The following is a 24,695-nucleotide window of genomic DNA, read 5'->3' as shown; positions in this document are numbered from 1 at the left end:
CCCTCCCATCATCGCCCGAATCCGGCCGCGCCTGCCCGGCCCCTGCCCTGCCACTGCCACTGCCACTGCCACAACCCGTCCGCGAGGACGCACCGCCCATCGATCGCCTCGCCGCTCTCCCCGGCCGCGAGGTTCCCGCCTGATCCGCGGGTCGGTCCGCCTCCCGGTAGGCACGAACAACAGCTTCGCTCCTCCATACGTGCCCGCACGTTTTCCCTGGTGGTCGCAGGGAACTCGCGGATGCAGGGGTCGCCCGAAGGCGTGGTGGCCCCACCAGTAATGACGAGGAAGTGACTTTCATGCTCAAGGCCATCGCAGACGTGATCAGGTCCATCGGTGGAGCCATCGCCACCGTGGTGACGCTCCCCTTCCGCGCCGTGGCCCGCCTCTTCGGCGGAGCGTCCGACTCCGCCCACGGCCGCCACTGACCGACGCCGATCGGCTGATCGGGCCCGCTGCACGGCCCGTCGGCGCCGCCACTCCTTGAACCTGTCCCCCGCTCGCATTCCTCGCTCGGCTCTACCGGTGCAGGCGAGGTCGTACATCGGGTGTCCTGCGCGGCGTCATGAGCCCGGCAACACCGTTGCAGCGCGCCCTTACCTGTCAGCCCGCACGCCCCTGCGCAAAGTCGCGGCCGATCCGCGCAGGCTCGCCACGGACTGCGCGGACACACGTATCGAACTCGTGCGTGACGTCGGCTCATACGGTGGAACGCAGGTGTGTCTGCGCCCACTGTCGAAAACTCGTCAGTTCGATACCCAGCGCGCGGGCGAACTGAGGCCGGGCGGGCTGGCCGACCACCTCCATGAACTCGTGGGTCGCACCCATGGCAGGCATGCCGGCGGCACGGGCCTGCTCCTCGGTCATGTCCGGCGCCGACAGCGGAACCCCCAGAGCGGCGGAGAGTACGGCGGCGATCTGCGTCATGGTCAGGTAGTCACTCGCGAGCTCCAGCTCCATGCGGTGGTATCTGTCGGGCGCGGACAGTGCGGCTACGGCGGCGCGGCCCACGTCTTTGGCCGCTACAAGCGCCAGGTGTGTGCCCGGTTTGACGACGGTGACCAGCCCGCCCTCGACACCGCGCGGGAAGTAGAAGCGCGTGGACGGCTCGAAGTTCTCCATGAAGAACGCCGGCTTGATCAACGTCCAGTATTGAAAGTCCAGTTCGCGCAGGCGGTCCTGAATGGCCGCCTTGGTGCCCAGTGGGTTCTCCATCATGGCCCAGCGCCCTTCGGCCCAGCCCGGAGCCTCGGTGTGCCGGCCCACCCCGCTGGTCGTGGACTGGACGAACTGCTCCACACCGGCAGCCATCGCGGCGGTCATGAGGTTGTCCGCCTGACGGACCTCGCCGGCGAAGTCGAAGCTCCCGTCGGTGAAGGCGGGCATCTGCACGGAGAAGACGGCACGTACGCCGTCCACGGCCGCCTTGAGGGTTGTCGGGTCGGTCAGATCTCCCACTATCAGGTGGGCGCCGAGTTCTTCGACGGCACGTGCGCGTGGTGTGTGCGGGTCACGCACCAGGGCCCGCACCGGCGTTCCCTGCGCCAGCAGGGCGCGGGCGGTGGCACCGCCTTGTCGGCCAGTGGCCCCGGTGACGAGGACGGGTGTCGCTTCAGTGGTCATGAGTGCATCTCCTCAGCAGTGCGCAGCAGTACGCAGCAGTAGTACGCACAACAGAAACGGCGTGGCCCGCCGTTTAACCTCCGCTAGAATATGGCGGGGCCCGCCACTTATCAATGTTGGGGAGAACATGACTGGTCAGCGCTCGGACGCGCGCCGCAATTTCGCTCGCATCCTCACCGTGGCCGAGGCGGAAGTGGCCGCCCACGGCGCAGATGCCTCCCTGGAGCAGATCGCCCGCGTGGCAGGCGTCGGATCAGCCACCGTGCGACGCCACTTCCCCACCCGCAAGGCACTGCTCGAAGCCGTCTTCACACAGCGGATCCACGCCCTGTGCGAGCTCGCCGACACGCTCCGAGGTGAGGCCGACAGCCGCGCCGCCCTCCTGCGCTGGCTGCGCGAGCTGCTGGCCTACTCGCTGGCCGCGCGCGGCCTGGCCGACGCTCTCTCCTACCAACCGCTGACGGACGCGTCCGACGAGACCGGTCAGGACTCCTGCGCGGCCGTCATCGAGGCAGCCGGTGCCCCGCTGCTGCGCAAGGCCGCGGCCGACCGGACCGCCCGAGCCGACATCACCATCCGCGATCTGCTCACGCTCATCGTCGGTATCGCCCTGGCCACCGAGAACCACACCGACCCGACCGTCCAGGCCGACCGCGTCTTCCGGTTCGCCATCCAGGGCCTCGGCCCCACCGACACGTAACCCGGGATCCTCGTGGCCAACGGGTGCTGTCAGCCGACCTGTTGTGCTCCGTGGACCACTCCCGCCTCTGCCGTCTGCGACGGCCGCATCGAGGACGACTGTCACGTCGGCGGGCCGCTTGACCCTCACGTGGCGTCAGGCCGCATAGTCGGTGCCGTGGCGGATCACTGGACCGTGGGGCGCGTGGCCGAGCTGGGTGGCGTGAGCGTCCGCACGCTGCATCACTACGACGAGATCGGGCTCGTGCGTCCGTCGGCGCGGACCGCGGCCGGCTACCGAGCCTACTCGGCCGGCGACGTGGAGCGGCTGAGGGAGGTGCTGGCCTATCGGCGGCTGGGCTTCGGTCTGCGGGAGGTCGCGGAACTGGTCGGCGACCCGTCCACCGACGCGGTCGCGCGCCTGCGCCGGCTGCGCGAACTGCTGCTGGATCGGCGTGATCGCGCTGATGCCATGGTGGCGGCCATCGACAGGGAGCTCGGTGCGCGGGCGAAGGGACTGAAGCTGTCACCGGAGGAACAGATGGACATGCTCGGTGTGCGACTGTACGACGCGATCGGCGGCGCCTACACCGCGACGCGGCGCACTGAACCGCGGATCGCCGCGCAGATCCTGGACGCGCTCGGAGAAGCGCGGACTGTGCTGAACGTCGGGGCCGGCACCGGCTCCTACGAGCCCGCCGACCGTGACGTGACCGCGGTGGAACCGTCGGCGGTCATGCGGGCGCAGCGGCCCATCGGCGCGGCGCCGTGCGTGGCCGCCGCCGCGGAGAACCTGCCGTTCGAGGACCGGTCCTTCGACGCCGCGATGGCCGTCTCCACCGTTCACCACTGGGGCGACCCGGTGGCGGGGCTGCGCGAGATGCGACGCGTGGCCCGCCGCGTGGTGGTGCTCACGTTCGACACCGATGAGCCCGGATGGCAGGGCCGGTTCTGGCTGACCCGCGACTACTTGCCCGAGTTCGCTGCCGTCCTCGCAGAATTTCCCTCGCTTGGTGGGATGGCCGACGCGATCGGCGCTCGCGCCGAGCCGGTCCCCGTCCCGTGGGACTGCGCCGATGGCCTCTTCGAAGCGTACTGGCGCCGACCAGAGGCGTATCTGGAGGATCAGGTGCGCCGCGCGATATCGGTGTGGACGAGGGTCGGACCGGAGGCCGAGCAGCGTGCGGTGCGAAGCCTCGGCGACGACCTCGACTCCGGCCGGTGGGCCGAGCGCAACAGTGACCTCACCGACCTCGACGCGGCAGATCTCGGCCTGCGCCTCCTCATGGCCTGAACCGCGCCGCAACTCCGGGGTGTTGACGCCTGCCATGTCGGCACCCGAAGCTCCGCGAAGTGGTTCGGCGCGGCGGCGACTCACGTGCGCGTCCCGCCCCGACGGCGCGGGACGGGCCGATCTTCGACACACGCGACGTGCCGCGTGACACGCTGGCCCCCGGGGGCCCGTGATCGTCGAGGAGGTTTGCCACGTGGCGCAGCAACAACCGGTGGAGACTGCCGGTGCCCCGGACGTCCGTGCCGAGGAGAACCGGCTGCGCAAAGACCTCGGGTTCTGGGGTCTGACCGCGATCGGCTTCTCCAACATCCTCGGCTCGGGCTGGTTGTTCGCCGCCATGTACGCCGCTCAGACCGCCGGCCCCGCCGCGTTGCTGTCCTGGGTCGCGGCCGGTCTGCTCTGCGCACTGGTGGCCCTGGTCATGGTCGAACTCGGCGCCACCAGGCCGGAAGGCGGCGGCACGGTCCGCTGGCCGCTGTACGCCAACGGGCGACTGGTCGGCACGGTCGTCGGCTGGTCCGTCCTGCTCTCGGTGGGCGGCACCGCGGCCGAGATCAGCGCGATCATGCAGTACGCCGCCCACTACGTGCCCGGGCTGTACCACGGCGACAGCCTCACCGCGTCGGGCCTGGGCGTCGCCGCGGCACTGAGCGTGCTGCTCACCGCGCTGAACTGGTTCGCGGTGCGGCTGTTCGCACGCGTGAACAACCTGGTGTCGGTGTTCAAGGTCGTCGTCCCCGTGCTCACGGTGGTCGCCCTGTTCCTGTCCGGCACCCACGCGGGCCGCCTCACGGACCATGGGGGATTCGCCCCGTACGGTTACGCGGCCTGCCTCACCGCCCTCGCCGGCGGCGGCATCGTGTACTCCGTGAACGGGTTTCAGGCCCCGCTCGACTTCTCCGGCGAAGCCCGCAATCCGCGCCGCAACGTACCCGCCGCCGTCCTCACCGGCATCGGCCTCGCGGTACTGGTCTACCTCGGACTCCAACTCGCCTTCCTCTACACCGTGCCGGACTCGCTGCTCGCGCACGGCTGGCAGGGAGTCAACTTCGAGTCGCCGTTCGGCCAGCTCGCCCTCGTCCTCAACCTGCACTGGCTGGCCACCCTGCTCTACGCCGACGCGGTGGTCTCCCCGGGCGGCTCCGCCTACGTGGGCGTCGCGATCGACGCCCGCCACACCTACGCCCTCTCCAAGAACGGCCTGCTGCCCCGCTTCTTCATGCGCATCGACCCCCGCTCCGGCATCGCACGCCGCGCCCTGGTCCTCAACCTCGCGGTCATCATCGTGTTCATGCTGCCGTTCGGCGGCTGGCAGGACATCGTGAGCGTGATGGGCGACATGTATCTGATCATCTACGCCGCCTCGGCGGTCGCCGTGGCGTCCTTCCGGGCACACGACCGGGAGCGTGGTGTGCCCCTCGCCGACGGCCACATGCCGGGGGTGCGCTGGATCGCACCCGTCAGCTTCGCCGTGGCGACCGAGTTCGTCTACTGGTCGGGCTGGGACGACCTTCGGCTCGCCCTGCCTCTCGTCCTTGCCGGTGTCCCCCTGTTCCTGCTGCAACGACGCAGGACGGCAGGCAGCCCCCCGGCCCAGGAACTACGTCAGGGCGCCTGGCTCGTGTTCCACCTGGCGGCGCTGACCCTGTTGTCGTGGCTCGGCACGTTCGGCGGCTCCGGACATCTGCCCGCGCCCTACGACTCGCTTCTGGTGGGCGTCGCCGCCTTCGCGGTCTTCGGATGGGCGGTCCGTTCGGGAGCCGCCCACCTCCGCACGAACCCGGCCCACTGAGCGAGGACAGGCGTTCACGCGCCCGGCCCCGGGAGGGATCGCCCACCACATCCCCCCACCGGCACGGGAGTTGGAGGTGGTTTCGGCTCGTGCTGCCGCCCGGCTGAATGCCCTTTACTACCGACTGGAGCAGCCGCCTCTCGGGCAGCCTGTACCGGAAGGAGCCGCGCCCGGCTCAGCGGCGTCGTTCCTCGGGCCACGGCCGAAAACGCCGCCGGCCGGCTTCCGCCGCCCGCTCGGCAAGGCGCCGTCGCAACCAGCCCATCCAGAACCCCAAGGGAGTCACAACAAGTCCCAGCAGCAGCGCCATCCACCAACCGATGCCGGCACCCGAGAAGCGCAGCACCAGCACGACGACCGCGTAGACGGCCGCAACGATCAGGACATCCCGCGTTCTCTTCGAGAGGTTCATCCGGGCCGGATACCCCAGCATCCGACGAACACGACGAAGGGGCGCCCACGCGGTCACAGTTCGGCCAAGCCGGCGACGTCACGGCTGCCCCGCGCAGCAGGCTTCAGCCATGACAACTCCAGAGCCGGGCAAGTCTGCAACATGGGCGAGAGTCCTTGCCGCGATCGTCCTCCTCGTGATCCTGCCGCTCGTGATCTGGGCCTTGTACTCGATATCGAGGTCAAGCGCCGTTCCCTGGTGAAGCCCGTCCTTGACCGACCTGCGTCGACCGGCCCAGCACCGTGCTGCCCGCAAGGTTGCCGAAGACACCTCCCACGGACCTGGCTCGGCGCGGCACATACCGTCGGAGTGGCAGCCGGCCCCGGAATCCAGCAAGGCCCCCACAGCCGCCGCCCACCACACCACCTCCACGGCAGCAGGAGACAGCGGCACGGTCACCGTGCTGTGCGTCGGAGGCTGTTACCAGTAGGCGTCCGACACGTGGATCTGCCTGACTCCGACCAGCGGCTTCACCGTGGTTCTACGCGACCCTGACCACGTACTTGCCCTGCACGCCACCCGCCTCCAACGCCCGGTGTGCCGCCGCTGTCTCCTCCAGAGGGAAGACCGTGTCCACCGCCGGGCTCAGCTTCCCCTCGACGACATGGCGGGCCAGGTCGTCGAAATGCCCCTGCGTGGGGTTGCCGCTGAAGAAGCGCACCCGGGCGTGTCCGTGGACCATGCCGGCCGCGAGGTAGCCGAGCGACGCAGCGGGTCGTTTCAGGTCGAAGGCGATGGCGACCATCCGCCCGCCGGGATCCAGGAGGCGCCGGAAGGCCCGCAGGTCGGTCCCCGCGGTGTCCAGGACCACGTCGAAGCGGCCGAGATCCGTCGGCCGGACGGTTCGGTGGTCGACGGTGTGGTGTGCGCCGAGCTCGCGGACGAAGTCGAGGTTGGCGGCGCGGGCGAGGGCTGTGACCTCGGCGCCGTACGCCCGTCCGAGCTGGACGGCGGCGTTGCCGACGCCGCCCGCCGCGCCCCGTACGAGGAGTCGTTCGCCGGGGCGCAGCCCGGCCTTGTCCCGCAGGGCGGTGACCGCCGTGGTGGCCACCGGCAGCGCGGCGGCGTCCACCAGATCCAGTCCGTCGGGGACCCGGCCGACCCGCTCGGCGGGCACGGTCACGTACTCGGCGGCGCTGCCGAACCCGGCGGTGCGGCCCAGAACCCCCCAGATGCGGTCGCCGAGCGCAAACTGCGTTGCTCCGGTACCCAGTGCGGCGACCTCGCCGGTGAAGTCCAAGCCGACGCGCAGGGGGAACTTCCGCCCGGTGACGAGGCGGAGACGGCCTGCTCGGGCTGCCAGTTCGCCGCCGTTGACGCTGAACGCGCGGACCTTCACAAGGACCTCGCCGGGGGCCGGCTCGGGGCGTGGGACCCGGCCCACGTAGAGCACATCGGGGCCGCCGTAGCGGTCGTAGAGGACTGCCTTCATCATGCGGTCGTTCATCGTTCTGCCTTTGCCGCCGGTGACCGTACGGGGATGTGACACCGACCGTAAGCTCGTAAGTGGACACAATCGTCCGCTTGGACCGGAAGCGAGAGACAGTGATGGTGGAATCCTCTCGGATCACAGCTCAGGACGGGGTACGGGCGGATGCCCGGCGCAACCGGGAGCGCGTCCTCGTCGCCGCGCGCGCGGTCTTCGCCGAGCACGGAATCGATGCCCCGATGGCGACCGTGGCCCGCCGGGCCGGGGTCGGCGTAGCAACGCTGTACCGGCATTTCCCGACCCGGGACGCCCTGGTGCGGGGCGCCTTCGCACAGCAGATGGAGACCTGCGCTCGAGCGCTGACCGAGGCTCTGGCCGCGCCTGACCCATGGCAGGGCTTTCAACACCTGGTAGAGACGGTCTGCGCGTTGCAACGGGAGGAACGCGGGTTCCCGGCCGCGTTCGTGGCGGCTTTCCCGGAGAGTACGTCGGAGCACGCGCAGTCACGGAAACAAGCCGAGCGGGACTTCATGACCCTGGTACGCAGGGCTCAGGCGTCGGGCGCGCTGCGGGCGGATTTTCACCCTTCGGACCTCGCCGTGGTCCTGTTGGCACACTGCGGTCTGGTGACCGCCGTACCGGGTGACGGTGCAGCGTCCCGGCGCCTGGTGGCCTATCTGCTCCAGTCGTTCCGCGCCGACGCGGCCAACCAACCACTGCCTCCGCCGGCCGCGCTGGCCCTGCGCAGTCTCCCGATCGCAGCCGACGGTCCCCAGCGGCGGCGGTCCTCCAGAGCCTGACATGTAGCGCTGCCTGGCCCGGGCACGTTCTGTCGGCAGGGCGGCTGAGAGTCGTAGCCTCGCGTGGAGGTGTGATGCCCCACGTGAACTACCGGCTCGTTCATGGCCCGTGGAGTTCGGTCTCCCAAGCCTGAAACGGCGGCTCGACCTCGTACGTCGGGTCACAACAGCTGCGGATCCACTGTGCGGCGCGGTACTGCGCATCCCCGTCGTTCAGCACCTCTCCGTTTGTATCGACTTGCAACACATTGGTGTAGATCGCGAAAACCCGCTCCAACGGTGAACCGAACTGGAAGAGAGCGGGCCGGTAGTCAAACCCGTCGAGCAGATCGACGTCGATGGTGCCGTTCGCGAGGTAGAAGGCGAAGAACCGAAGCGAAGCACGTACGTCGACGGAGAGATGTCCCATCAGCACATCATGTCTGGCCGGGTCGACGGACCGCTGCCGCCCCTGGCTCGGCGGTGCTGTTCGGTCGGCTGTCCCCGAGCCCCGGGCCTCGCCGCCGTTCTGCGGATCGGCCTCCCGCACGACAAGGTCGGAGTAGGACACACGGCCGGCGGACCACAGCGAGAATGGACAAGCGGGGCCCGGTCCGCATCGGGCGGCCCTGACCCCCGCACCCCCGCACTCGGCCACCTCACGGGAGCTGCTCATGACCACAGCACGAGACCTCGCGATCATCGCCCTGAACGTGGCGCCCGACAGGCCGGTGGAGCCGGGCAATCTGTCTCTCGTGCTCGCGGGCGCCGAGGTTCTCGACCTCATCGCGGCCCGGTCCGTAGTCCTTGACGGCGACCGCATCCTGCCGGGCCCCCAGTCGCTCACGGGCGACCGTCTGCTGGACGAGGCGGCCTCGGCGCTCGTACGGCAGGAACCGTACGAGGCGGTCGAGGACTGGCTGTGGCGCCGCGGCCGCGGTCTGTCCTCGGCCTACGTCGACGAGCTGGAACGGATCGGGCTGACGACCCGCCCGCGAGGCCGCCGGATCCCCCTGCGGACCGGGCGGACGGAGCTGGCCGACTCGGCCGCCCGGCGCGAGGCGGAGGAGCGCTGGGCTTCGGGCGAGCCCACGCTCGCAGCGCTGGGCGCCGCAGCCGGAATCCGTGAGGAACCGATCGAGGGCCTCACCGAAGAGGCCGTCACCGTGCTGGCCGCTGTCGGCAACGCGGTGCAGGAACTGGAGGCCGTACGGCAGCGGAAGGTGATCGAGGACGCCGCGTTCGACAACATCTGGCGTGGCTACTAGACACCGTGACGTCGCCGCGGCTCCGGGCCTCGGTGACGACCGACCCGATCACGTCGATCCGCGCGTCGAAGATCCCGCTGCGGAGGGGCACGTCGCTGCCCAAGATCCGCACCCAGTCGCCCTGTTGGGCCGCCCAGTGCTCGGCGGCGCCCAGGGTCGTGCAGCCGCGCTCTTCGATGAGCGAGCGTCGGCCGACGCGTGCGGCCCAAGTATGCGTACACCGAACCCTCAATCGTCAGCGCCTGATCTCACCTACGGCGCCGATGACAGCCACTACAGGCCGACCACTCCGACGGACAGCCAAAGAGTGCGGATAATGTTTTCGCGACAGTCGCGCCTTCCTCATCTGCGCGGGGAGTGAACATCCGCTGCTGCCCCCTGGCGGCGAATATGCCGATGAGAACGCGGCCACCCGCCTCGCTTGCCACAAGCACCTTTCCAGATACCGTTCAAGGTCCGCTTGACCCTGAGCTTCCCAACTGGCGGAAATAAGCGGCGTGTTCAGTGCCGATACGCGTCCATGATCCCGGTGTAAAGGGACTGGTCGATGCCTCGCGATGCACGCAGCGCAGCATGGTACGGGTCTCGATGCGCTCACCCGATCGGCGCATCACAGTCTGCTCGAAGCATTGCCAACTGCATCGCCACCTGCACCGCCACCAGCATCTGCAGATGGCGAAAGAGGAACCCGGACCTAGGCGTCGAGCGCCGCGACGTCCGGCGCCTGTTCGTGGAAATGTCGCTGCAGGTGCCGTTCGATGAAGCGCTCTCCTCGGCGCTGGAGGTGTGCGCGTCCCGCCTCGGTGCGGCCGAGTATCTGGTAACGCAGGAGGTTGGCGGCTATGACGGGCGGCACGGCCCAGGGCAGGGCGGGCGGCAGGTTCAGATCGCGCATGCCCTGGCGGCCGAGGAAGTAGCGCAGCATGCTCAGCAGGCGGGCTCGAGCATAGGCGCGGCGCACTCGGGCGAAATGGGGGAAGTACAGGTGGCGCTGTGCTTCCACGAGTGCGCCGGCCAGGGGCGGGCCCGCTGTTCCGCCGTAGCTCTGGGTGAGCAACAGGTGGTAGTTCAGGCGATGTTGCTGGGACTCGCGATCGCAGAGCCAGTCCTCGTCCACGCCCATCAGGTGGCCGACGTACTTCCACAGGTGCATGAGTGCGCGTGACTCCGCGCGGGTCACGCGCACGCCAAGGAGGCGGACGCCGAGCAGTTGGACGGCGTTGAACAGACCCAGGGTGGCGGCAAGGTCGGATCTGTTGATCGGCAGGCCCCAGCGCTCGACGTCCCATCGGCCGCCGTGCTCGACCCGATGGTTGACCAGGGCGTGCATGAGGCGGACATGCACCGTCAGACGGAAGCCCTCCCCCGTGCGGCGCAGGGCGCCGGGGGCGGTGACCGCCGTCGCCCACAGCTGGGTCTCGGCGATCCTGCGCAGCGCGGAGCCGCCGAGCAGACCGCCCGTCTCGACCAGTAACCGCGGCGGGCCGTCGAATCGGTACGAGCCGATCAGCGCGAGCTGCAGCATCACATCGGCGGTGTTGCGACCGAATCGGCGCGCCACCCGCCCGCCCTCGTCGACCAGGTCGAAGTCCACCCAGTCCGGCACCGGGTCGACCGCGGCGAAGAAATCTCGAAGCGCTCGGGGCGGGTCGGGCACCGAGTCGATGCCGTCGACGAGCGCGCGCCGGAACTGCCGCATCGTGACTTTGTCGGGGTGCGCGGCGTCGGGGGTGCGCAGGGCACTCGCCAGGGCCGCGCCGATCTCGTCGCGTGCTGTCAGCCGCTCGCCGATAGTGGCGAGCAGCCGTTCGTCGACGCGGCCGCGGCTCACACGCAGAACGCGCAGCGGCCGCCCCACGCGGCGGTTGCGGCGTTCGGTCTCGCGGAAGCGTCGGGGGTACGTGCGCCGGGGCGTCCGTTTCTGGTGGGGCGTCCTCGTCCGGAACGGCGGCTCGGCCAAGTCATCTCGCGGTGAAGGCTCGTGTGCGACCATGAGTCGATGCTGACGGCCTTTCATATTCGCGTTCAACTCGTCTTCTGATGCCCACGTCATCGCCTGGCCACAATGCCCGGCGTGCGCCGCGCACTCGCGTTTCCCCGCGCAGGGCTCCGCGTCAGGAGCGGTCGCGGGCGACCGTGGAGCGCATCCTGGAGGCCGGCGAGCGGGTCCTGGCCGAGCACGGCTACGAGGGCGCTTCGACCAGCCGCATAGCGACGACGGCCGGCCTCAGTCCCGGCTCGCTGTACCAGTACTTCCCCCACAAGGACGCCATCGTCCTGTCCGTACTGGAGCGCTACAGCGACCAGCTGGTGTCCGGGGTCACCGCCCAGATGACGGGGCAGTTCGAGCAGCCCGCGCCGGTGATCGTCCGCACCACGCTCTCCACCCTGCTCGACGGCCTCGACGTGGAACCGCCGTTCCTGCGCGCCGCCATCGTCGACGGCCCTCGGCTGGACGACGGCCGAACCCTGCGGGCCTTCGAGGACCGCATCGGCGAACTGGTCCTCGCCTATCTCACCACCCGACGTGAGGAGTTGCGCCCGGACATCTCACTGCCCGCGGCGGCGTGGATGCTTGTCCGCACGGTCGAACATCTGACGGTCCGCTACCTCCTGGACCGCCCGCCCATCCCCAGGGACCACTTCCTGGCGGAGCTGACTCAAATGACGCTCAATTACCTCAGAGCGGCGGACTGACCTCTCGCTGCGCAAGTCCCACTCCACTCTGGCGCCGACGCGGCATCGGGACTTCGACGCGGCCCAGGACGGGTCGCCGACGCCCGCCGCGCCATCGCACCCAAGCGCCGAGACCGTCAGCCCTCTCGCGCCATAGCTCCCATCAGCGCGTCCAGCAGACCCGGCGCCGCCTCCTGGAGGGCCGCGCGGCGGAGGCGGTGACCGCGGGAGGGGCCGACCATGACCGGCTGGAAAATGCCCACCTCCACGCTCTACTCCCTGTACGCCGCGAAGTGGGACTACCCACCCTTCCTGACCACCATCATCTTCGCCGCGTACGGGGCCGTGGCAGTTGTCGCGATCCTCGTCTCCGGGGCCCTGTCCGACCGGTTCGGCCGACGGCCCGTACTCCTGGTGGCCGTCCTGCTCCTGCTCGCCGGGCTCGCCGTCTTCGTCTTCGCCGCGGGACCCGGGTATCTCGTCGTGGCACGGATGCTCAACGGTGCGGGGATCGGTGCGATCGTCGTCGTCGGCGGGGCCGCGCCGCTCGACGTGAACCCGGAACGGGCGGCGCGCAGCGGGACGCTCACCGCCATCGCGTTCAACGTCGGCATCGCCGTCGCCGCACTCGGCACCGCGATCCTCGCCCAGGCCGGCTTCCACCCCCTGCTCCCGCCGTATCTCGCTGACGCGCTCATCGCCCTCGTCCTGCTCGCACTCCTCCTGGTGATGCGTGAGCCGCACCCCTCGGCCGGTGCCAAGCCACTCGGGATCCCGCGCCCGCACGTCCCCAAGGAGATCCGCGCATGACCGGCCTGGGCCGAGGGCGTCGGGCTTGGAGAGTTCAGACGCGGAGCAGGTCGGCCGAGACAGCCCAGAGACGCTCGGCGAGGGCGGGGTCGAGCGCCCATTCCTTGACACCGTGCGGATGTTGCGCGAGATCGGCGTCGTTCGGCACGGTGTACGCCTCTTGGGCGTCGTCGAGATAGTGGCCTCCGGAGTGGGCGAACTCGGGGGCGACGGCGGCGACGATGCCGGTGGCGGCACCCTGCTCGACCGTTTTGTACGTGAAGACTCCGGCGGCCTCGGCCGCGTCGAGTGATTTCTTCTGTGCCGGTGTGAAGTTGCGCTGCAGTCCCGTCGCGACGCCGCCCGGGTTCACCGCGTTGGCGATGATGCCGTCGGACTCCCAGAGGCGGGTCGCCTCCACGGCGAAGAGAGAGTTCGCCGTCTTCGACTGGGCGTAGGCGATCTGCGGGTCGTAGCCGCGGCGCTCGAAGTGGAGGTCGTCGAAGTCGATGCCGGCACGCATGTGTGCCGTCGAACTGACCGAGACGATCCGTGCTCCCGTGCGGTCGGTCGCTCCGCGGGCCAGGGCGCGGTGAAGGCCGATGGCCAGAGCGAAATGGCCGAGATGGTTCGTCGCGCATTGCAGCTCCCATCCCTCCCGCGTTCGCTCGAGACCGCCGGTGACCACGCCCGCGTTGTTGATCAGCAGGTGAAGCGGGCCGCTCCACGCCCCGACGAACCGCGTGACGGATGCCCTGTCGGCGAGGTCGAGCAGGGCGACGCGCGGCCGGATCCCTCCGGTCGATCTCTCGATCCCGTCAGCGACGGCGTCACCCGCGGCCACGTTCCGGACAGCGAGCGTCACGTCCGCCCCGGCAGCGGTCAGCGCGCGGGCCGTCTCGACCCCGAGTCCGGAAGTCGCTCCCGTGACGATCGCGCGGACGCCGGTGAGATCGATGTCCCGCAGCACCTCGTCCGCGGTGCTGGAGGCGGTGAAGCGCGTAGAGATGAGTTTGCGAGGAGTCATAGCCGCGACTATACAAACTAGACGCGATTTGTATAGTTCGGTCGACGCCCGTACGCTCGCTCCATGAGCAGTCCCCATGTCGGCCACCCGCCGTCGACAGCCGCCGATACCGACCGCCGGACCGTGGTTCTGGATTCCGCCATGGTCACGTTCGCGCGATTCGGCTACCGGAAGACCTCTATGGAGGCGGTGGCACGGGCGGCGCAGATCTCCCGGCCCGGCCTCTACTTCCTCTTCTCCTCCAAGGAGACTCTCTTCCGTGCCGCGGTCACCCAGGCCCTGGAACGGGACATCGCAGCGGTCGAACACGCCCTGGCCGACACCGGCCGCCCCCTTCCGGAGCGGCTGGTCGAGGCGTTCGACCGGTGGGCGGGCCGCTACATCGGCCCGCTGACGCGCGATGTCACGGTGGTCATCGAGGACAACCCCGGCCTCCTCGGGGAGATCGTCGAGAGCGCGCCGCGACGTTTCGAGGAACTGGTCACCGGCGCGATCGCCGCCGAGTCAGGGCAACGAGCGGCTGCTTCCGTCGCACAGACGATGATCAGCGCATCGATCGGCCTCAAGCATCAGGCCGCGTCACGTGAGTTCTATCTCGACCGGCTGAAGGTCGCTGTGGATCTCCTCGTGGGCCCGGCCGCCTCCTCGTAGGACCCGTGCTCCCGGACGGTGACGGTCGGGGCCGCCTGCCGGTCGGTGTGCCCTTCTCCCCCGACAGCACCAGGCCCCGGCCCGCGTCCGCAGCTCCGCGGTGACGCGCTCCGCTGTCCCGTTGCCGAGTCCTTCCGACGTAGCTCCGCTGCGTCGCCATCGGGACATGTTCGCGTGCCCCGACAGCGTCGGCACCCTGGCCGCCGGTGCGTTCCGCCTGCCAGAAGCCGTGCGGTGCATGGCGCGAAGCGTGCCGTGGGGCGGTGTGGTCCGCCGTGCCATGTGCTTTGCTCGGTCGCAAGCGGCCCGGCATCGGCGGCGGGCCGGACGCGGGGTTGAGAGCGATGCCGCGCGATTACAGGGGAGTTCGCAACCGGCACATCGAGGGATCAGGAGAGGGAGGCGCACCCGCATGTCCCCACACCCGCGCTGGTGGTCGGGAGTGTTGCCGTCACACCTCAACGGACCGCTGGGCGGGTGGCCCGGTCACCGAGCCGCTCTGGCGGCCGTGTCCTGGCTGACCCGCCCGCTCTCGCCGGACGACTATCTCGGCCTGCTCGACCCCCTGTGGTCGGCGCGGCATCCGGCGGGCCGGGTCAGCGCAGTGCGAGCGGAGGGCCCCGGTGCGGCCACGCTGACGATCCGGCCGGGGAGGGGCTGGCACGGGCACCGGGCCGGGCAGTACCTCCCGCTCGGCGTCGAGATCGACGGCATACGGCACTGGCGTACGTACTCGATCACCTCACCGTCCACCGGCCAACCCGGCGAAGTCACCGTCACCGTGAAGGCCCATCGCGAGGGGAAGGTGTCTCCGTACCTGGTGCACCGAGCCGCTCCCGGCGCCGTGGTCCGCCTCGGGCCTGCCCAGGGTGAGTTCGTGCTGCCGCACCCCCTCCCCCGCCGGCTGCTGTTCGTGACGGCCGGCAGCGGCATCACACCTGTCATGGGGATGCTGCGGACCCTCGCCCGCCACCATGGCTCCGTTCCGGACACCCTCCTCCTGCACAGCGCGCCGGCACCGGCCGAGTGCCTCTTTCGTGCCGAACTGTCCTCCATGAACGCCCAGTTGCCTTGGCTGAGCGTCCACCGGACCCATACGCGTACGGACAGCCGCCTCACCCCGGACCGGATCGCCCGCCTCTGCCCGGACTGGCGCGTCCGGGACACCTGGGTGTGCGGTCCGGCCGGACTGCTCGACGCGACCGAGCGGCAGTGGGCCGCCGCGGGCGTACGGGAACGGCTGCGGGTGGAGCGCTTCCATCTGGCACCCCTGCTGCCACCGGGTGCCGATGCCGTCGGCGGCCGAGTCCGGTTCGCGCGCAGCGGCAAAAACGCGGACGCCGCGGGCGCCGCGCCCCTGCTCGCCGTCGGCGAATCAGCGGGCGTGGCGATGCCTCACGGGTGCCGTCGCGGCATCTGCCGGAGCTGCCTCACCCCGCTCGTCGACGGCCGCGTGCGCGACCTGCGGACGGGTGAACTGCACGGCGAACCGGGCGAGTTGATCCAGACCTGCGTCAACGCCGCAGCGGGCCCCCTCGTCCTCGACCTGTGAGACATCAGAGCTCTCGAAGGAGGCTCCATGCCCATGCCCCCGACCGTCACCGGACTCGACAAACCGCTGCAGCCCATGGCCTCGGGCGCCGACCGCGCGGAACAACTGGGCCGGGAGCTGGACCAGCTGCGCGCCGAGATCATCGCGGCCCGCGGCCCGGACGACGCCCACTACATCCATACGGTGATCGCCGTGCAGCGCGGCTGTGAAGTGGGCGGCAGGATCGCGCTCGCCTTCTCCCTGTTCCCGCCCGCCTGGGTGGCGGGCACCAGCCTGCTCACGGTCGCCAAGACCCTGGAGAACATGGAGCTGGGCCACAACATCCTGCACGGCCAGTGGGACTGGCTCGGCGACCCGGCGATCAGCTCGACGACCTGGGACTGGGATTTCGTCACACCGGTCGACGCCTGGAAACACACCCACAACCACCTCCACCACACATACACCAATGTCGTCGGCCGCGACCGCGACCTCGGCTACACCGTCCTGCGCATGAGCCCGGACCAGCCGTGGCGCCCCGTTCATCTGCTCCAGCCGTTGTACGCCGCTCTGCTCGCGCCCGTCTTCGAGTGGGGCATCGCCCTCTACGACCTGGAGACCGACGCCGCGTGGGCCGGCCGCAAGAGCGTGCGCGCCCTATTGCGCGATGCAACCGAGCTGGCCCGTAAGGCAGTTCACCAGGCGGCCAAGGACTATGTCCTCTTCCCGCTCCTGTCCGGGCCCTCTGCGCTGCCCTGCCTCCTGGGCAACCTCACCGCCAACGGCGCCCGCAACATCTGGGCCCACACGGTCATCTTCTGTGGCCACTTTCCCGGCGACGTACAGACCTTCTCCGAGGAGCAGCTCGAAGGCGAGAGCCGCGGCGACTGGTACCTGCGGCAGATCCAGGGCTCGGCGAACATCGAAGGGAGTCCCCTGCTGCACGTCCTCTCCGGCAACCTGAGCCACCAGATCGAGCACCATCTCTTCCCCGACCTGCCCAGCAACCGCTACGCCCAACTCGCCCCGCGCGTGCGGGAGATATGCGCCCGCTACGGCCTCCCGTACGTCACCGGGCCACTGTGGCGCCAGTACGCGTCGATGTGGGGCCGCATCCTGCGCCACACCCTGCCCCCGCGTAACGGCACCCGGGGCGCGGACAGCGCAGGTGTCGAACCTGCCGTCGAGGACCCTCACGCATGATCACATGAAGGCCGGGGCAGGCCTCCGCCGCCGCCCGGTCCCGCCCGGCTGACCCCTGGCGTCGGCCCCGGCGTCCATGCCCGCCGCGACGAGAGGCAGCACGTCCTCATACGCCTCGGTGTCTCGCGGAGCCTCGATCGCCGCTGTGGCACACAGGTCCTGGATCACGGTGTCCTCGTCCTGGGCGGCCACGCGGGCCAGCTCGGCAGGGCGGGGCAGCCGGCTGTCGGCGGCCAGCCGATAGGCGAACCGCCGCACCCCGCGGTCGGAGGACGCGAAGAGTGCGGCGAGCCGCCCGCGGGAGGCCCGGCGCAGGGTCTCCCCGAGCACCTCGACGCCGAAGACGCCTCTGTCGCGGCGGCCGACGCGCAGGATCAGCGGTGCGAACCGGATGGCGGCATCAACGTCCAAGGCCTCGCGCAGCAGCCGCCGAGCGTGCTCGCGCACCGGGCCGACCCAGTCGGCGCAGCGGAGCACGATCAACGGCAACAGGTCGGGACAGCGGGACGACCGACGCAACGCCTCCTGCCGGATACGACCGTCGCGGTGGCACAGCGCCACCGCCAGCCGAGCCTCGTCGACCTGGGTCAAGTCGACGGGCAGCGGGGCAGAGTGCTCCCATTCCGGCAGAACCCCCGGGCGGTGCCAGGCAATTTCACGCACTCCTGCGTCCAGCGCGAGCCAGTCGCCGGGGCCGGCACCGACGAGCGCGCTCCGCAGCGGCGCGCCTCCCGCGAGCAACACCGCCGCCCGGACCCCGCCTTCGGCGTCCTTGATCATTACCGTCCCTCACTCCCGCAGCCGTAGCGGGTGATCGTAGGGCGCGGGATATATGTGCGCCCAGCTCCCAAGTACCGCGTCGCCGGTGACGCCCCTCACGGGCGCGCTTGCCCGGCCTCACGCCAAGGGCATGAATTCGGGCAGGGTGAGAGCCGAATGGGCAGGTCGTCGTTGCACGGGGGGCACAGCGCGCGGCGCGCCGAGGCTGCGCAGCATGTCGTTGCGCTGCTCCAGAGCCCGAGCGGTGGTCGGGAAGAGCGTGGCATCGCCCTCGCCGACCTGCTCCTGATTTACGGTCACGAAGTCACGGGTGGTGTGTTCGTAGGCGGCGAAGCCGGCGGCGTGGTCCCGGTCCGCCAGGGAGCCGGCGAGCATGTACGCGCCGACGAGGGCGAGGCTGGAGCCTTGTCCGGTAAGGAACGAGGGTGCGTATGCGGCGTCGCCCACGAGCGCGATCCTGCCGTTGGACCAGCGGGGCATGCGGATCTGGCTGACCCCGTCGAAGAACAGGTCGTCCGCGTCGCGCAGGGCGGCCAGCATGCCCGGGACCTCCCACCCCGCGTCGGCGAAGACCGCGGCGACCAGGTCCCGTTGGGCCTCCGGGTCGCGGAACGCCTCGAACGGCGGTTCCGGGTGGGCGAAGTTCAGGAAGGCGTGCACGGTGTCGTTGTCCCCCACGGCGTAGAGTGCCGCGGCCCTGCCCGGGGTGTTCCACATCATGAGTTCGCGGGAGAGCCCGAAGGAGTTGCGCATGGTGAACCCGGCGAAGCAGTAGCCGAGATATCGGTGGAACTGCTCTTCGGGGCCGAACAGCAACGCGCGGGTACGCGAGTGCAGGCCGTCCGCGCCGAACACCATGTCGAACGTACGCCTGCCGCCCCCGCGGAAGGTGACGTCGACCCCGTGGCCGGACTGGTCGAGGGTGTCGATGGAGTCGTTGAACAGGAACTCCACGTCGTCACTGACCGCCGTGTAGAGAGCGTCGGTCAGGTCCCCTCGCCGTACCTCGATGTCGTGTCCCGCGACTCCGCCGGTGACGGTGTGCGGGTCGACCGAGGCGACCTCGCTGCCGTCTCCGTCGAGAAAGGTGAGCCGGCGCACGTCGATGTGCGCGTCCTGCAGTCGCGGCAGGATTCCCATCCTGCGGACGACCTCAAGTGCGGTGCCGCGTACGTCGATGGGGTACCCGCCGCCGCGAAGTGCACTCGCCTTCTCGACCACCGTGACCGCGAAGCCGTAGCGGTTCAGCCAGAACGCGAGGGCGGGTCCCGCGATGCCGGCCCCGGATATCAAAACCTTGCGCCTCGGGCGGGTACGGGTGTTCCTCAGCAGATCGGTGCGGGTCATTCCTTGACTCCTTTGCTCAGGGTGCGGGCGACGAGCAGGGACAGCGCCGTGACGGCGCCGGCCATGACGAAGCCGGTGACGAAGGCCGGTTCGGCCGGGACATCCGACCCGGCAGGGGTTCCGGCGGTGAGGATCGCGCCACTGACCTGCACACCCACGGCGAAGCCGATCACGCGCGTCACCAGGACGAGGCTGGTGGCGATGCCGGTGTCGCTTCGATCGACGGAGGTGGCGGTACCGGTCACCAGCGCCGTGACGCACAGGCCGTTGGCAAGCGCGATCATCATCTTGCCGAGGACGAGGTGCCAGATCTCGGTGTGCACGGCTGCCAGGGCGATCAGGGCGGCTGCCATGGTGACGATCCCGCCGGTGACCACGGCGCGCGAGCCGAAACGCCGCGCCCCGATCCCACCGATCGGCCCGGCCAGCGACGCGGCCACGGCGCCGGGCAGCAGGAAGAGGCCGATCTCGGTGGCGCCGGCCCCGAATCCGTAGCCGTCGGCGTCGACGGCGAACAGCTGCGGGACGAGATAGACCGGCACCGAGGTACCGACGCAGATCACGAAGGTCAGCACACACGACTTCCACACCGCAGGCCGCGCCAGCATGCGCAGATCGACCATCGGCGAGGCCGCACGCCGCTCAACGGCGGTCCATCCGGTCACGAAGGCGGCCAACACCACGATGAGCACGCCGAACACGAGGGGCTGCGAGCCGAGGTCGGGGGCAAGGGCGAGCACGAGCATGAGCGTGATCAGCGTCCCGCTCAAGAGAATCAGGCCGGGCCAGTCGACCCGGGTGCCGTCCGGCGGGCCCAACTGGTCATGCGGCATCAGCCTGTTCACAAGGATGGTGGCCCCGATGACCGCGATCGTCGGCAGCGCGAACATCCAGTGCCGGGACAGCCCTTCCGCCACGGGCCCGGCCGACAGCGTTCCCGCCATCCCGCCGCCGACGAACAACCCGCTGACCGTCCCGATGGCCACCTTCGACTCTCCCGCGGGGAGGTGTTCGCGTACCAGGATGAACGACAGGGGCAGCGCGCCCACCATCGCCCCTTGCAGGATTTGACCGAGCAGCAGCACCGGCAGGTTCGGCGCCAAGGCGGACACCAGGCCACCGGCGCAGACCACCGCCATCAGCCGGATCAGAACCCGTTTTCCGCCGTAGCGGTCACCTAATTTGCCCGCGACGGGTGTGACGAGCGCGCCGGTGATGAGGAGCACGATGCTGAGCAACGCTCCCTCGGCGGGGCTCATATGCAACTCACGTTGCAGGAGCGGGAGCGTCGGCGTCACCACCGACTCCAGGGCACCGGTGGCGACTGCCAGCATGCCGAGGGCCCAGACAGCGGCCTTCCCCATGCGGACCGGGGAAACAGCCAGAGTTGCGGTCATGGACGTCCTTTCCGTCGTTGGTGGGGCGAACTCGCGTCAGTGGCATCCGAGTTGACGAAGGCGCGGCCGCGCCGAGCGAAGCGGGTTCCTTGCGTGCGGGCCCCGTCGAGCCAGTATTACACTACACCGTGCAGTGTAGTTCGATGAGCGGCTAAGATGTGCCCATGCCGACCACGAAGACACTGCGCGAGGGGTCCACGCCGAAGCGGGCCGCCATCCTCACGGCTGCCCGGGAACTGTTCCTCGCCGACGGCTTCGACCGGTCCAGCGTCGACGCGATCGCCGCCCGGGCCGAGGTGTCCAAGCGGACGGTCTACGACTACTTCGGCGACAAGCAGACGCTGCTGCAAGCAGTGGTCGACGCCGTCGGCCAGTCAATGATCACTACGATCAGGCACACCCTCGACGACACCCTCACCGAGCTCACCGAGGACGCCGACCTCGAGGACGCCCTGGTCACGTTCTCGATGCGCATCGCGACCGACATGCTCGGCTCGGCGGAGTACGCGACGCTGCAACGACTGGTCCGGGCGGAGTCCGGCCACCTGCCGCACCGGGGCTACAACTCCATGGCCGACACCCCCGACGAGGCGATCGCCGAGCGGTTCGCCGCGTTCGCCGCGGCCGGGCTGCTCGACGTCCCCGACCCTCGTCTCGCGGCCGATCAGTTCATCGCGCTGACCTTCGGTGTCGCCCTGGACAGGCTCGGTTCCGCGAATGCCGTGGAGGACACCCGCGTCCAGCCGCTCGTCGTCGAGGGAGTGCGGACCTTCCTCCGGGCATACCGGACCAAGTAGCGCCGGGACAGCTCTGCTCGAAGCCTGCGCCCGGTTCCACGGTGTCGATGCCGACCGGGTCATGCCGTCCGCAGAGAGTGCTGCCCTGGCGTCCTACGTGTCAGGGACGGAAGGCGTCGGCGTGTGCGGCGGCCCACTGTGCGAAGGTCCGTGGCGGCCGTCCGACGACTTCCTCCACCGTCGAAGTCGTCCTGCCCACTGTCCCGGGCACCATCGCCCACATGTGCAGCATGAACTCGATGCCCTCGTCGGGCCTGCCCTCGGCCCGCCACTGACGGCGTGCCTGGGCATCGGTCGGCTCGGTGCAACGGATCACGCGGCCGGTCGCCGCCGCGACGGCGGACACCTTTTCGACCGGCGTGAGTGCTTCAGGGCCCGTCACGATGAGGCGCCTTCCCGCGTAACCGCCGCGGGCCGGCACGGTCGCGGCGACGTCGGCGACGTCCGACTCGTCGGCCGAAGCAGTCCTGCGGTGCGCGGACGGCTCGCGAACCTCTGCCGTGCCGCGGATGGCCTCGGCCCATCCCAGGGCGTTCGACATGAGGTCGATCGGCCAGATGAACGTCCGCTCGAGGCCGGAGGCACGCACGGCCTGCTCCACCTCTTCTTCTTCGCCGGGGGCCAGGACTGTCAGCCGTCGCACGCCCGCCTCCACGGCCATGGCCATGATCTGGGGCCCGGTCCGCAACGGGGCGTGGTCATGCCCGGTGGCTTTGAGCAGGTGCACGGCAAAGACACCGCCGAAAGCCGCTGTCAGCGTTCGCGGCGTCGTGAGGTCGCCGCTCACCACCTCCACGTCGCTGGGCAGACCCGTCGCCTCGACCGGGCTGCGTGTGAGCGCGCGAACCGTCTGTCCGGCTTGCCGAAGTCGCTCGACCACCTGGCAGCCCAAGGTCCCCAGGTGCTGGATGTCAGAAGCGGACCCTACGGGGCAACCAGGTCAGCCTCTGTCCGCGAGCCGCTGGTCCGGCCGGTCGGCACCGTGAAGTGGGTCGGCTCCTGAAGCGCGGGACAAACGGTGCGGATCAGCTCCCCGGCGCGGCGCGGTGCAGCAGCCGCTGAAGCCGTAGACCACGGTGCGCGTCGAGGCCGCCCGACCTCCCGGTGCGGACCGCCGTGGCGAACTCGCGCCGGAGGATCGGCCAGCACTCCTCGTGGTCGATCCCGGCCGTGTCGTAGACGAGTTCGTGCTGCCGGCCGAACAACTCGACCCGGGTCAGCGCCCGTTCGCGGGGCACCGCGCCGGACAGCGACGCCTGGCTCACGGCTCCGTTCTCGTGCTCGCAGGTCAGCTCGGTCCAGCGGCGTGTGTCGCCGGTGCTGCGCACCTCGGCGATGGGACCCACCGCGGCGTCCAGGAGGTCGAGCAGGTGCGGGCCCAGGTCGAGGAGCACGCCGTGTTCGAGTCGCCAGGACGTGGCGAAGTCACCGCCGAGGAAGGCCCCGTGGAGGTAGCAGGAACGGGCGCCGATGACGTCGAGCTGTTGTGCCTCCTCGATGAAGCGGCGGGTCACGGGGTGGTACCGCTTGGTCAGGACGAGCTGCGTGACGACGCCCGCCTCGTCGACCGCGTCCACGAGCCGTTCGGCGGCCGCGAGGTCCAGGGCCAGTGGCTTCTCCAGGAGAAGTGCCTTGCCGTGCCTGGCCGCGAGGGGCGCGAGTTCGGCCTGGACGGACGGTGGCACCGCGAAGGCGACGGCCTCGCAGTGGTCGAGGAGGTCCTCGAAACGCGCCGCCACCCGTGCGCCGTAGGGCGCGGCCGTCTCCTGGGCCGCCTCCGTACGGCGTGCCCAGACGGCGGTGAGCTGTGTCTCGGGCCCGGCGGCGAGCATCCGGGCGTGCATCGCGCGGGCCCACGGGCCCGCGCCGACGAGCCCCACGCGGACGGGCTGCCGGGTCCAGGTGACGGGTGCGGTTGCCGTGTCGGTCACGAATTTTCCTGCTCTTCCGGTGCGGTGCGGACGGGAGGCGTTGCCGCCAGGGCGCGGAGCCGGGCGTCGGCCCGCTCCGGCGCGTAGAGCACGTCGACGACCATCGCGGCGGCGCCGATCAGGCCCGCGTGTTCGCCGAGCCGGGAGGTGACGACGTTCAGGTGGGCGGTGGTACGGGGCATGGCGCGCTGGTAGAGGAGTTCGCGGACACCGGTCATGAAGGGGATGCCCGACAGGTCTCCGGCGAGCATGAGTACACCGGGGTTGAGCAGCGTCACGACGGTGACCAGGACCTCGCCCACGCGTCGGCCCGCATCCCGGGCGAGGCGGACCGCGTCCGGGTGGCCTTGGTCGAGGAGTGCCTTGACGTCGGCTCCGGGGGTGACGTCGAGTCCGAGGTCGCTCAGGCCCTTGGCCAGGGCGCGGCCACTCGCCACGGCCGCGAGGCAGCCGTAGGAGCCGCACATGCACAGGGCGTCGGGCCGGTCGTGGAGGCGGATGTGGCCGATGTCGCCCGCGCCTCCGTCGATGCCGCGGTAGATGTCGTCGTTGACGACGACACCGGCGCCGATGCCGGTGGAGACTTTCACGAGGACGAACGCGGAGCAGTCCGGGTGACTGGTCCGCTGTTCGGCGAACGCCATCAGGTTGGCGTCGTTGTCGACGAACACCGGCACAGCCGTTGCCTCCGTGCCCTCCATGCTGGGGCCCACGTGCTGCGCGTACGCCTCCTGCATCCGCTCCCGGATCGGGTACCGGTCCCAGCCCGGCATGATCGGCGGCTGCACGACCTGCCCCGTCTCCCAGTCCACGGGGCCGGGCACGGAGAGGCCGATTCCGCAGACGCGGTGGGCCGGGGTCCCGGCGGCGGCGAGCAATTCGGGGAACCAGCGCGCGAGTTGGTCGAGCACCCGGTCGGGGCCGTCGCCGATGTCCAGTTCGGCCCGGTGTTCGGCCAGGACGGTGCCGGCGAGGTCGAGGACGGCCGCGCGGGCGTACCGGGTCTCCAGGTCGATCGCGATGACGGCGGCGTGGCCGGGGTCGAAGGCGAGGCGGTGGGAGGGGCGGCCGCCGGTCGAGGTGCCGGTGTCCTGGCGCAGCCAGCCGGCCCGGTTGAGGTCGTCGAGGCGCAGCCCCACGGTGGACCGGGACATACCGGTCGCGCGTTGCAGATCGGCGCGGGTGTTGGCCTGGCCGCTGCGGATGAGCTGCAGCAGTCGGCCCGAGCTCGCCGGACTCGGCGTCGTCATCG

Annotated in this window: 24 protein-coding genes; 12 read left to right on the top strand and 12 right to left on the bottom strand. The window is 70.2% G+C overall.

Annotation, left to right across the window (positions count from 1 at the left end):
* Nucleotides 1-299: 299 nt before the first annotated feature.
* Nucleotides 300-428 carry an LPFR motif small protein gene (locus tag AB0J02_RS40395; RefSeq protein ID WP_363198900.1) on the top strand — a complete coding sequence of 43 codons (129 nt, stop codon included), beginning with the start codon at nt 300-302 and terminating at the stop codon, nt 426-428.
* A 271-nt stretch (nt 429-699) separates the two neighbouring features.
* Here the strand turns inward: AB0J02_RS40395 and AB0J02_RS40390 are convergent, their stop codons facing one another.
* Nucleotides 700-1,623 (bottom strand): NmrA family NAD(P)-binding protein, encoded by a 924-nt coding sequence (locus AB0J02_RS40390; RefSeq protein ID WP_363198899.1) that lies wholly within the window; start codon nt 1,621-1,623, stop codon nt 700-702.
* A gap of 127 nt (nt 1,624-1,750) precedes the next feature.
* Here AB0J02_RS40390 and AB0J02_RS40385 point away from each other — a divergent pair, with 127 nt between their 5' ends.
* From AB0J02_RS40385 to AB0J02_RS40375, 3 genes are all read left to right on the top strand, one after another.
* Nucleotides 1,751-2,323: a TetR/AcrR family transcriptional regulator gene (locus AB0J02_RS40385; protein ID WP_363198898.1), complete on the top strand. Its 573-nt coding sequence runs from the start codon at nt 1,751-1,753 to the stop codon at nt 2,321-2,323.
* 174 nt (nt 2,324-2,497) lie between these two features.
* Entirely contained in the window at nt 2,498-3,595 is a 1,098-nt protein-coding gene (locus AB0J02_RS40380) for a MerR family transcriptional regulator (protein WP_363198897.1), read from the top strand.
* A 193-nt stretch (nt 3,596-3,788) separates the two neighbouring features.
* Entirely contained in the window at nt 3,789-5,387 is a 1,599-nt protein-coding gene (locus tag AB0J02_RS40375) for an APC family permease (RefSeq protein WP_363198896.1), read from the top strand.
* A 175-nt stretch (nt 5,388-5,562) separates the two neighbouring features.
* Here AB0J02_RS40375 and AB0J02_RS40370 read toward each other — a convergent pair whose 3' ends face one another.
* Both AB0J02_RS40370 and AB0J02_RS40365 read right to left on the bottom strand, forming a co-directional pair.
* A complete protein-coding gene (locus tag AB0J02_RS40370; protein WP_363198895.1) occupies nt 5,563-5,799 on the bottom strand; it encodes a hypothetical protein in 237 nt (78 codons plus the stop codon).
* Nucleotides 5,800-6,319: 520 nt separating this feature from the next.
* Nucleotides 6,320-7,285 (bottom strand): NAD(P)-dependent alcohol dehydrogenase, encoded by a 966-nt coding sequence (locus AB0J02_RS40365; protein ID WP_363198894.1) that lies wholly within the window; start codon nt 7,283-7,285, stop codon nt 6,320-6,322.
* A gap of 101 nt (nt 7,286-7,386) precedes the next feature.
* Here AB0J02_RS40365 and AB0J02_RS40360 point away from each other — a divergent pair, with 101 nt between their 5' ends.
* The gene (locus AB0J02_RS40360) at nt 7,387-8,067 is read left to right on the top strand and encodes a helix-turn-helix domain-containing protein (protein WP_363198905.1); all 681 of its coding nucleotides are present in this window, start codon (nt 7,387-7,389) and stop codon (nt 8,065-8,067) included.
* A 100-nt stretch (nt 8,068-8,167) separates the two neighbouring features.
* Here AB0J02_RS40360 and AB0J02_RS40355 read toward each other — a convergent pair whose 3' ends face one another.
* Nucleotides 8,168-8,617 (bottom strand): hypothetical protein, encoded by a 450-nt coding sequence (locus AB0J02_RS40355; protein ID WP_363198893.1) that lies wholly within the window; start codon nt 8,615-8,617, stop codon nt 8,168-8,170.
* Nucleotides 8,618-8,720: 103 nt separating this feature from the next.
* Between AB0J02_RS40355 and AB0J02_RS40350 the strand changes: the two genes are divergently transcribed.
* Nucleotides 8,721-9,314, top strand: a complete 594-nt coding sequence (locus AB0J02_RS40350; protein WP_363198892.1) for a GPP34 family phosphoprotein — start codon at nt 8,721-8,723, stop codon at nt 9,312-9,314.
* 694 nt (nt 9,315-10,008) lie between these two features.
* On the opposite strand, the gene AB0J02_RS40345 is transcribed toward AB0J02_RS40350, so the two are convergent.
* A complete protein-coding gene (locus tag AB0J02_RS40345; RefSeq protein WP_363198891.1) occupies nt 10,009-11,145 on the bottom strand; it encodes an oxygenase MpaB family protein in 1,137 nt (378 codons plus the stop codon).
* A 305-nt stretch (nt 11,146-11,450) separates the two neighbouring features.
* On the opposite strand from AB0J02_RS40345, the gene AB0J02_RS40340 reads away from it, so the two are divergent.
* Together AB0J02_RS40340 and AB0J02_RS40335 are read left to right on the top strand one after the other, a co-directional pair.
* Nucleotides 11,451-12,011: a TetR/AcrR family transcriptional regulator gene (locus AB0J02_RS40340; RefSeq protein WP_363198890.1), complete on the top strand. Its 561-nt coding sequence runs from the start codon at nt 11,451-11,453 to the stop codon at nt 12,009-12,011.
* 219 nt (nt 12,012-12,230) lie between these two features.
* Complete coding sequence (locus tag AB0J02_RS40335; protein ID WP_363198889.1) at nt 12,231-12,800, top strand: MFS transporter; 570 nt, start codon at nt 12,231-12,233, stop codon at nt 12,798-12,800.
* A 34-nt stretch (nt 12,801-12,834) separates the two neighbouring features.
* Here the strand turns inward: AB0J02_RS40335 and AB0J02_RS40330 are convergent, their stop codons facing one another.
* Entirely contained in the window at nt 12,835-13,806 is a 972-nt protein-coding gene (locus AB0J02_RS40330) for an SDR family NAD(P)-dependent oxidoreductase (protein ID WP_363198888.1), read from the bottom strand.
* Between the two features lie 141 nt (nt 13,807-13,947).
* Between AB0J02_RS40330 and AB0J02_RS40325 the strand changes: the two genes are divergently transcribed.
* From AB0J02_RS40325 to AB0J02_RS40315, 3 genes are all read left to right on the top strand, one after another.
* On the top strand, nt 13,948-14,457 hold the full coding sequence (locus AB0J02_RS40325) for a TetR/AcrR family transcriptional regulator (RefSeq protein WP_363198904.1): 510 nt from the start codon (nt 13,948-13,950) through the stop codon (nt 14,455-14,457).
* A gap of 412 nt (nt 14,458-14,869) precedes the next feature.
* Entirely contained in the window at nt 14,870-16,009 is a 1,140-nt protein-coding gene (locus AB0J02_RS40320) for a ferredoxin reductase (protein ID WP_363198887.1), read from the top strand.
* A 27-nt stretch (nt 16,010-16,036) separates the two neighbouring features.
* On the top strand, nt 16,037-17,191 hold the full coding sequence (locus AB0J02_RS40315) for an acyl-CoA desaturase (RefSeq protein WP_363198886.1): 1,155 nt from the start codon (nt 16,037-16,039) through the stop codon (nt 17,189-17,191).
* Here the strand turns inward: AB0J02_RS40315 and AB0J02_RS40310 are convergent, their stop codons facing one another.
* The 3 genes from AB0J02_RS40310 to AB0J02_RS40300 form a co-directional block, all read right to left on the bottom strand.
* Nucleotides 17,192-17,971 carry a hypothetical protein gene (locus AB0J02_RS40310; RefSeq protein WP_363198885.1) on the bottom strand — a complete coding sequence of 260 codons (780 nt, stop codon included), beginning with the start codon at nt 17,969-17,971 and terminating at the stop codon, nt 17,192-17,194.
* Between the two features lie 117 nt (nt 17,972-18,088).
* Nucleotides 18,089-19,318 (bottom strand): FAD-dependent monooxygenase, encoded by a 1,230-nt coding sequence (locus AB0J02_RS40305; protein ID WP_363198884.1) that lies wholly within the window; start codon nt 19,316-19,318, stop codon nt 18,089-18,091.
* Nucleotides 19,315-20,715: an MFS transporter gene (locus AB0J02_RS40300; protein WP_363198883.1), complete on the bottom strand. Its 1,401-nt coding sequence runs from the start codon at nt 20,713-20,715 to the stop codon at nt 19,315-19,317. Before AB0J02_RS40300 ends, AB0J02_RS40305 begins: the two co-directional genes overlap by 4 nt.
* A gap of 164 nt (nt 20,716-20,879) precedes the next feature.
* On the opposite strand from AB0J02_RS40300, the gene AB0J02_RS40295 reads away from it, so the two are divergent.
* A complete protein-coding gene (locus tag AB0J02_RS40295) occupies nt 20,880-21,512 on the top strand; it encodes a TetR/AcrR family transcriptional regulator (RefSeq protein ID WP_363198882.1) in 633 nt (210 codons plus the stop codon).
* A 100-nt stretch (nt 21,513-21,612) separates the two neighbouring features.
* Here the strand turns inward: AB0J02_RS40295 and AB0J02_RS40290 are convergent, their stop codons facing one another.
* The 3 genes from AB0J02_RS40290 to AB0J02_RS40280 form a co-directional block, all read right to left on the bottom strand.
* Entirely contained in the window at nt 21,613-22,404 is a 792-nt protein-coding gene (locus tag AB0J02_RS40290) for an NAD(P)H-binding protein (RefSeq protein WP_363198881.1), read from the bottom strand.
* A gap of 133 nt (nt 22,405-22,537) precedes the next feature.
* Entirely contained in the window at nt 22,538-23,443 is a 906-nt protein-coding gene (locus AB0J02_RS40285) for a Gfo/Idh/MocA family oxidoreductase (protein ID WP_363198880.1), read from the bottom strand.
* Nucleotides 23,440-24,693 (bottom strand): ROK family transcriptional regulator, encoded by a 1,254-nt coding sequence (locus AB0J02_RS40280; protein ID WP_363198879.1) that lies wholly within the window; start codon nt 24,691-24,693, stop codon nt 23,440-23,442. Before AB0J02_RS40280 ends, AB0J02_RS40285 begins: the two co-directional genes overlap by 4 nt.
* Between the last annotated feature and the right edge of the window lie 2 nt (nt 24,694-24,695).

The sequence above is a fragment of the Streptomyces sp. NPDC050264 genome (assembly GCF_040655895.1).
GTDB lineage: Bacteria > Actinomycetota > Actinomycetes > Streptomycetales > Streptomycetaceae > Streptomyces.
This window is presented reverse-complemented; position numbering and strand designations above follow the sequence as displayed.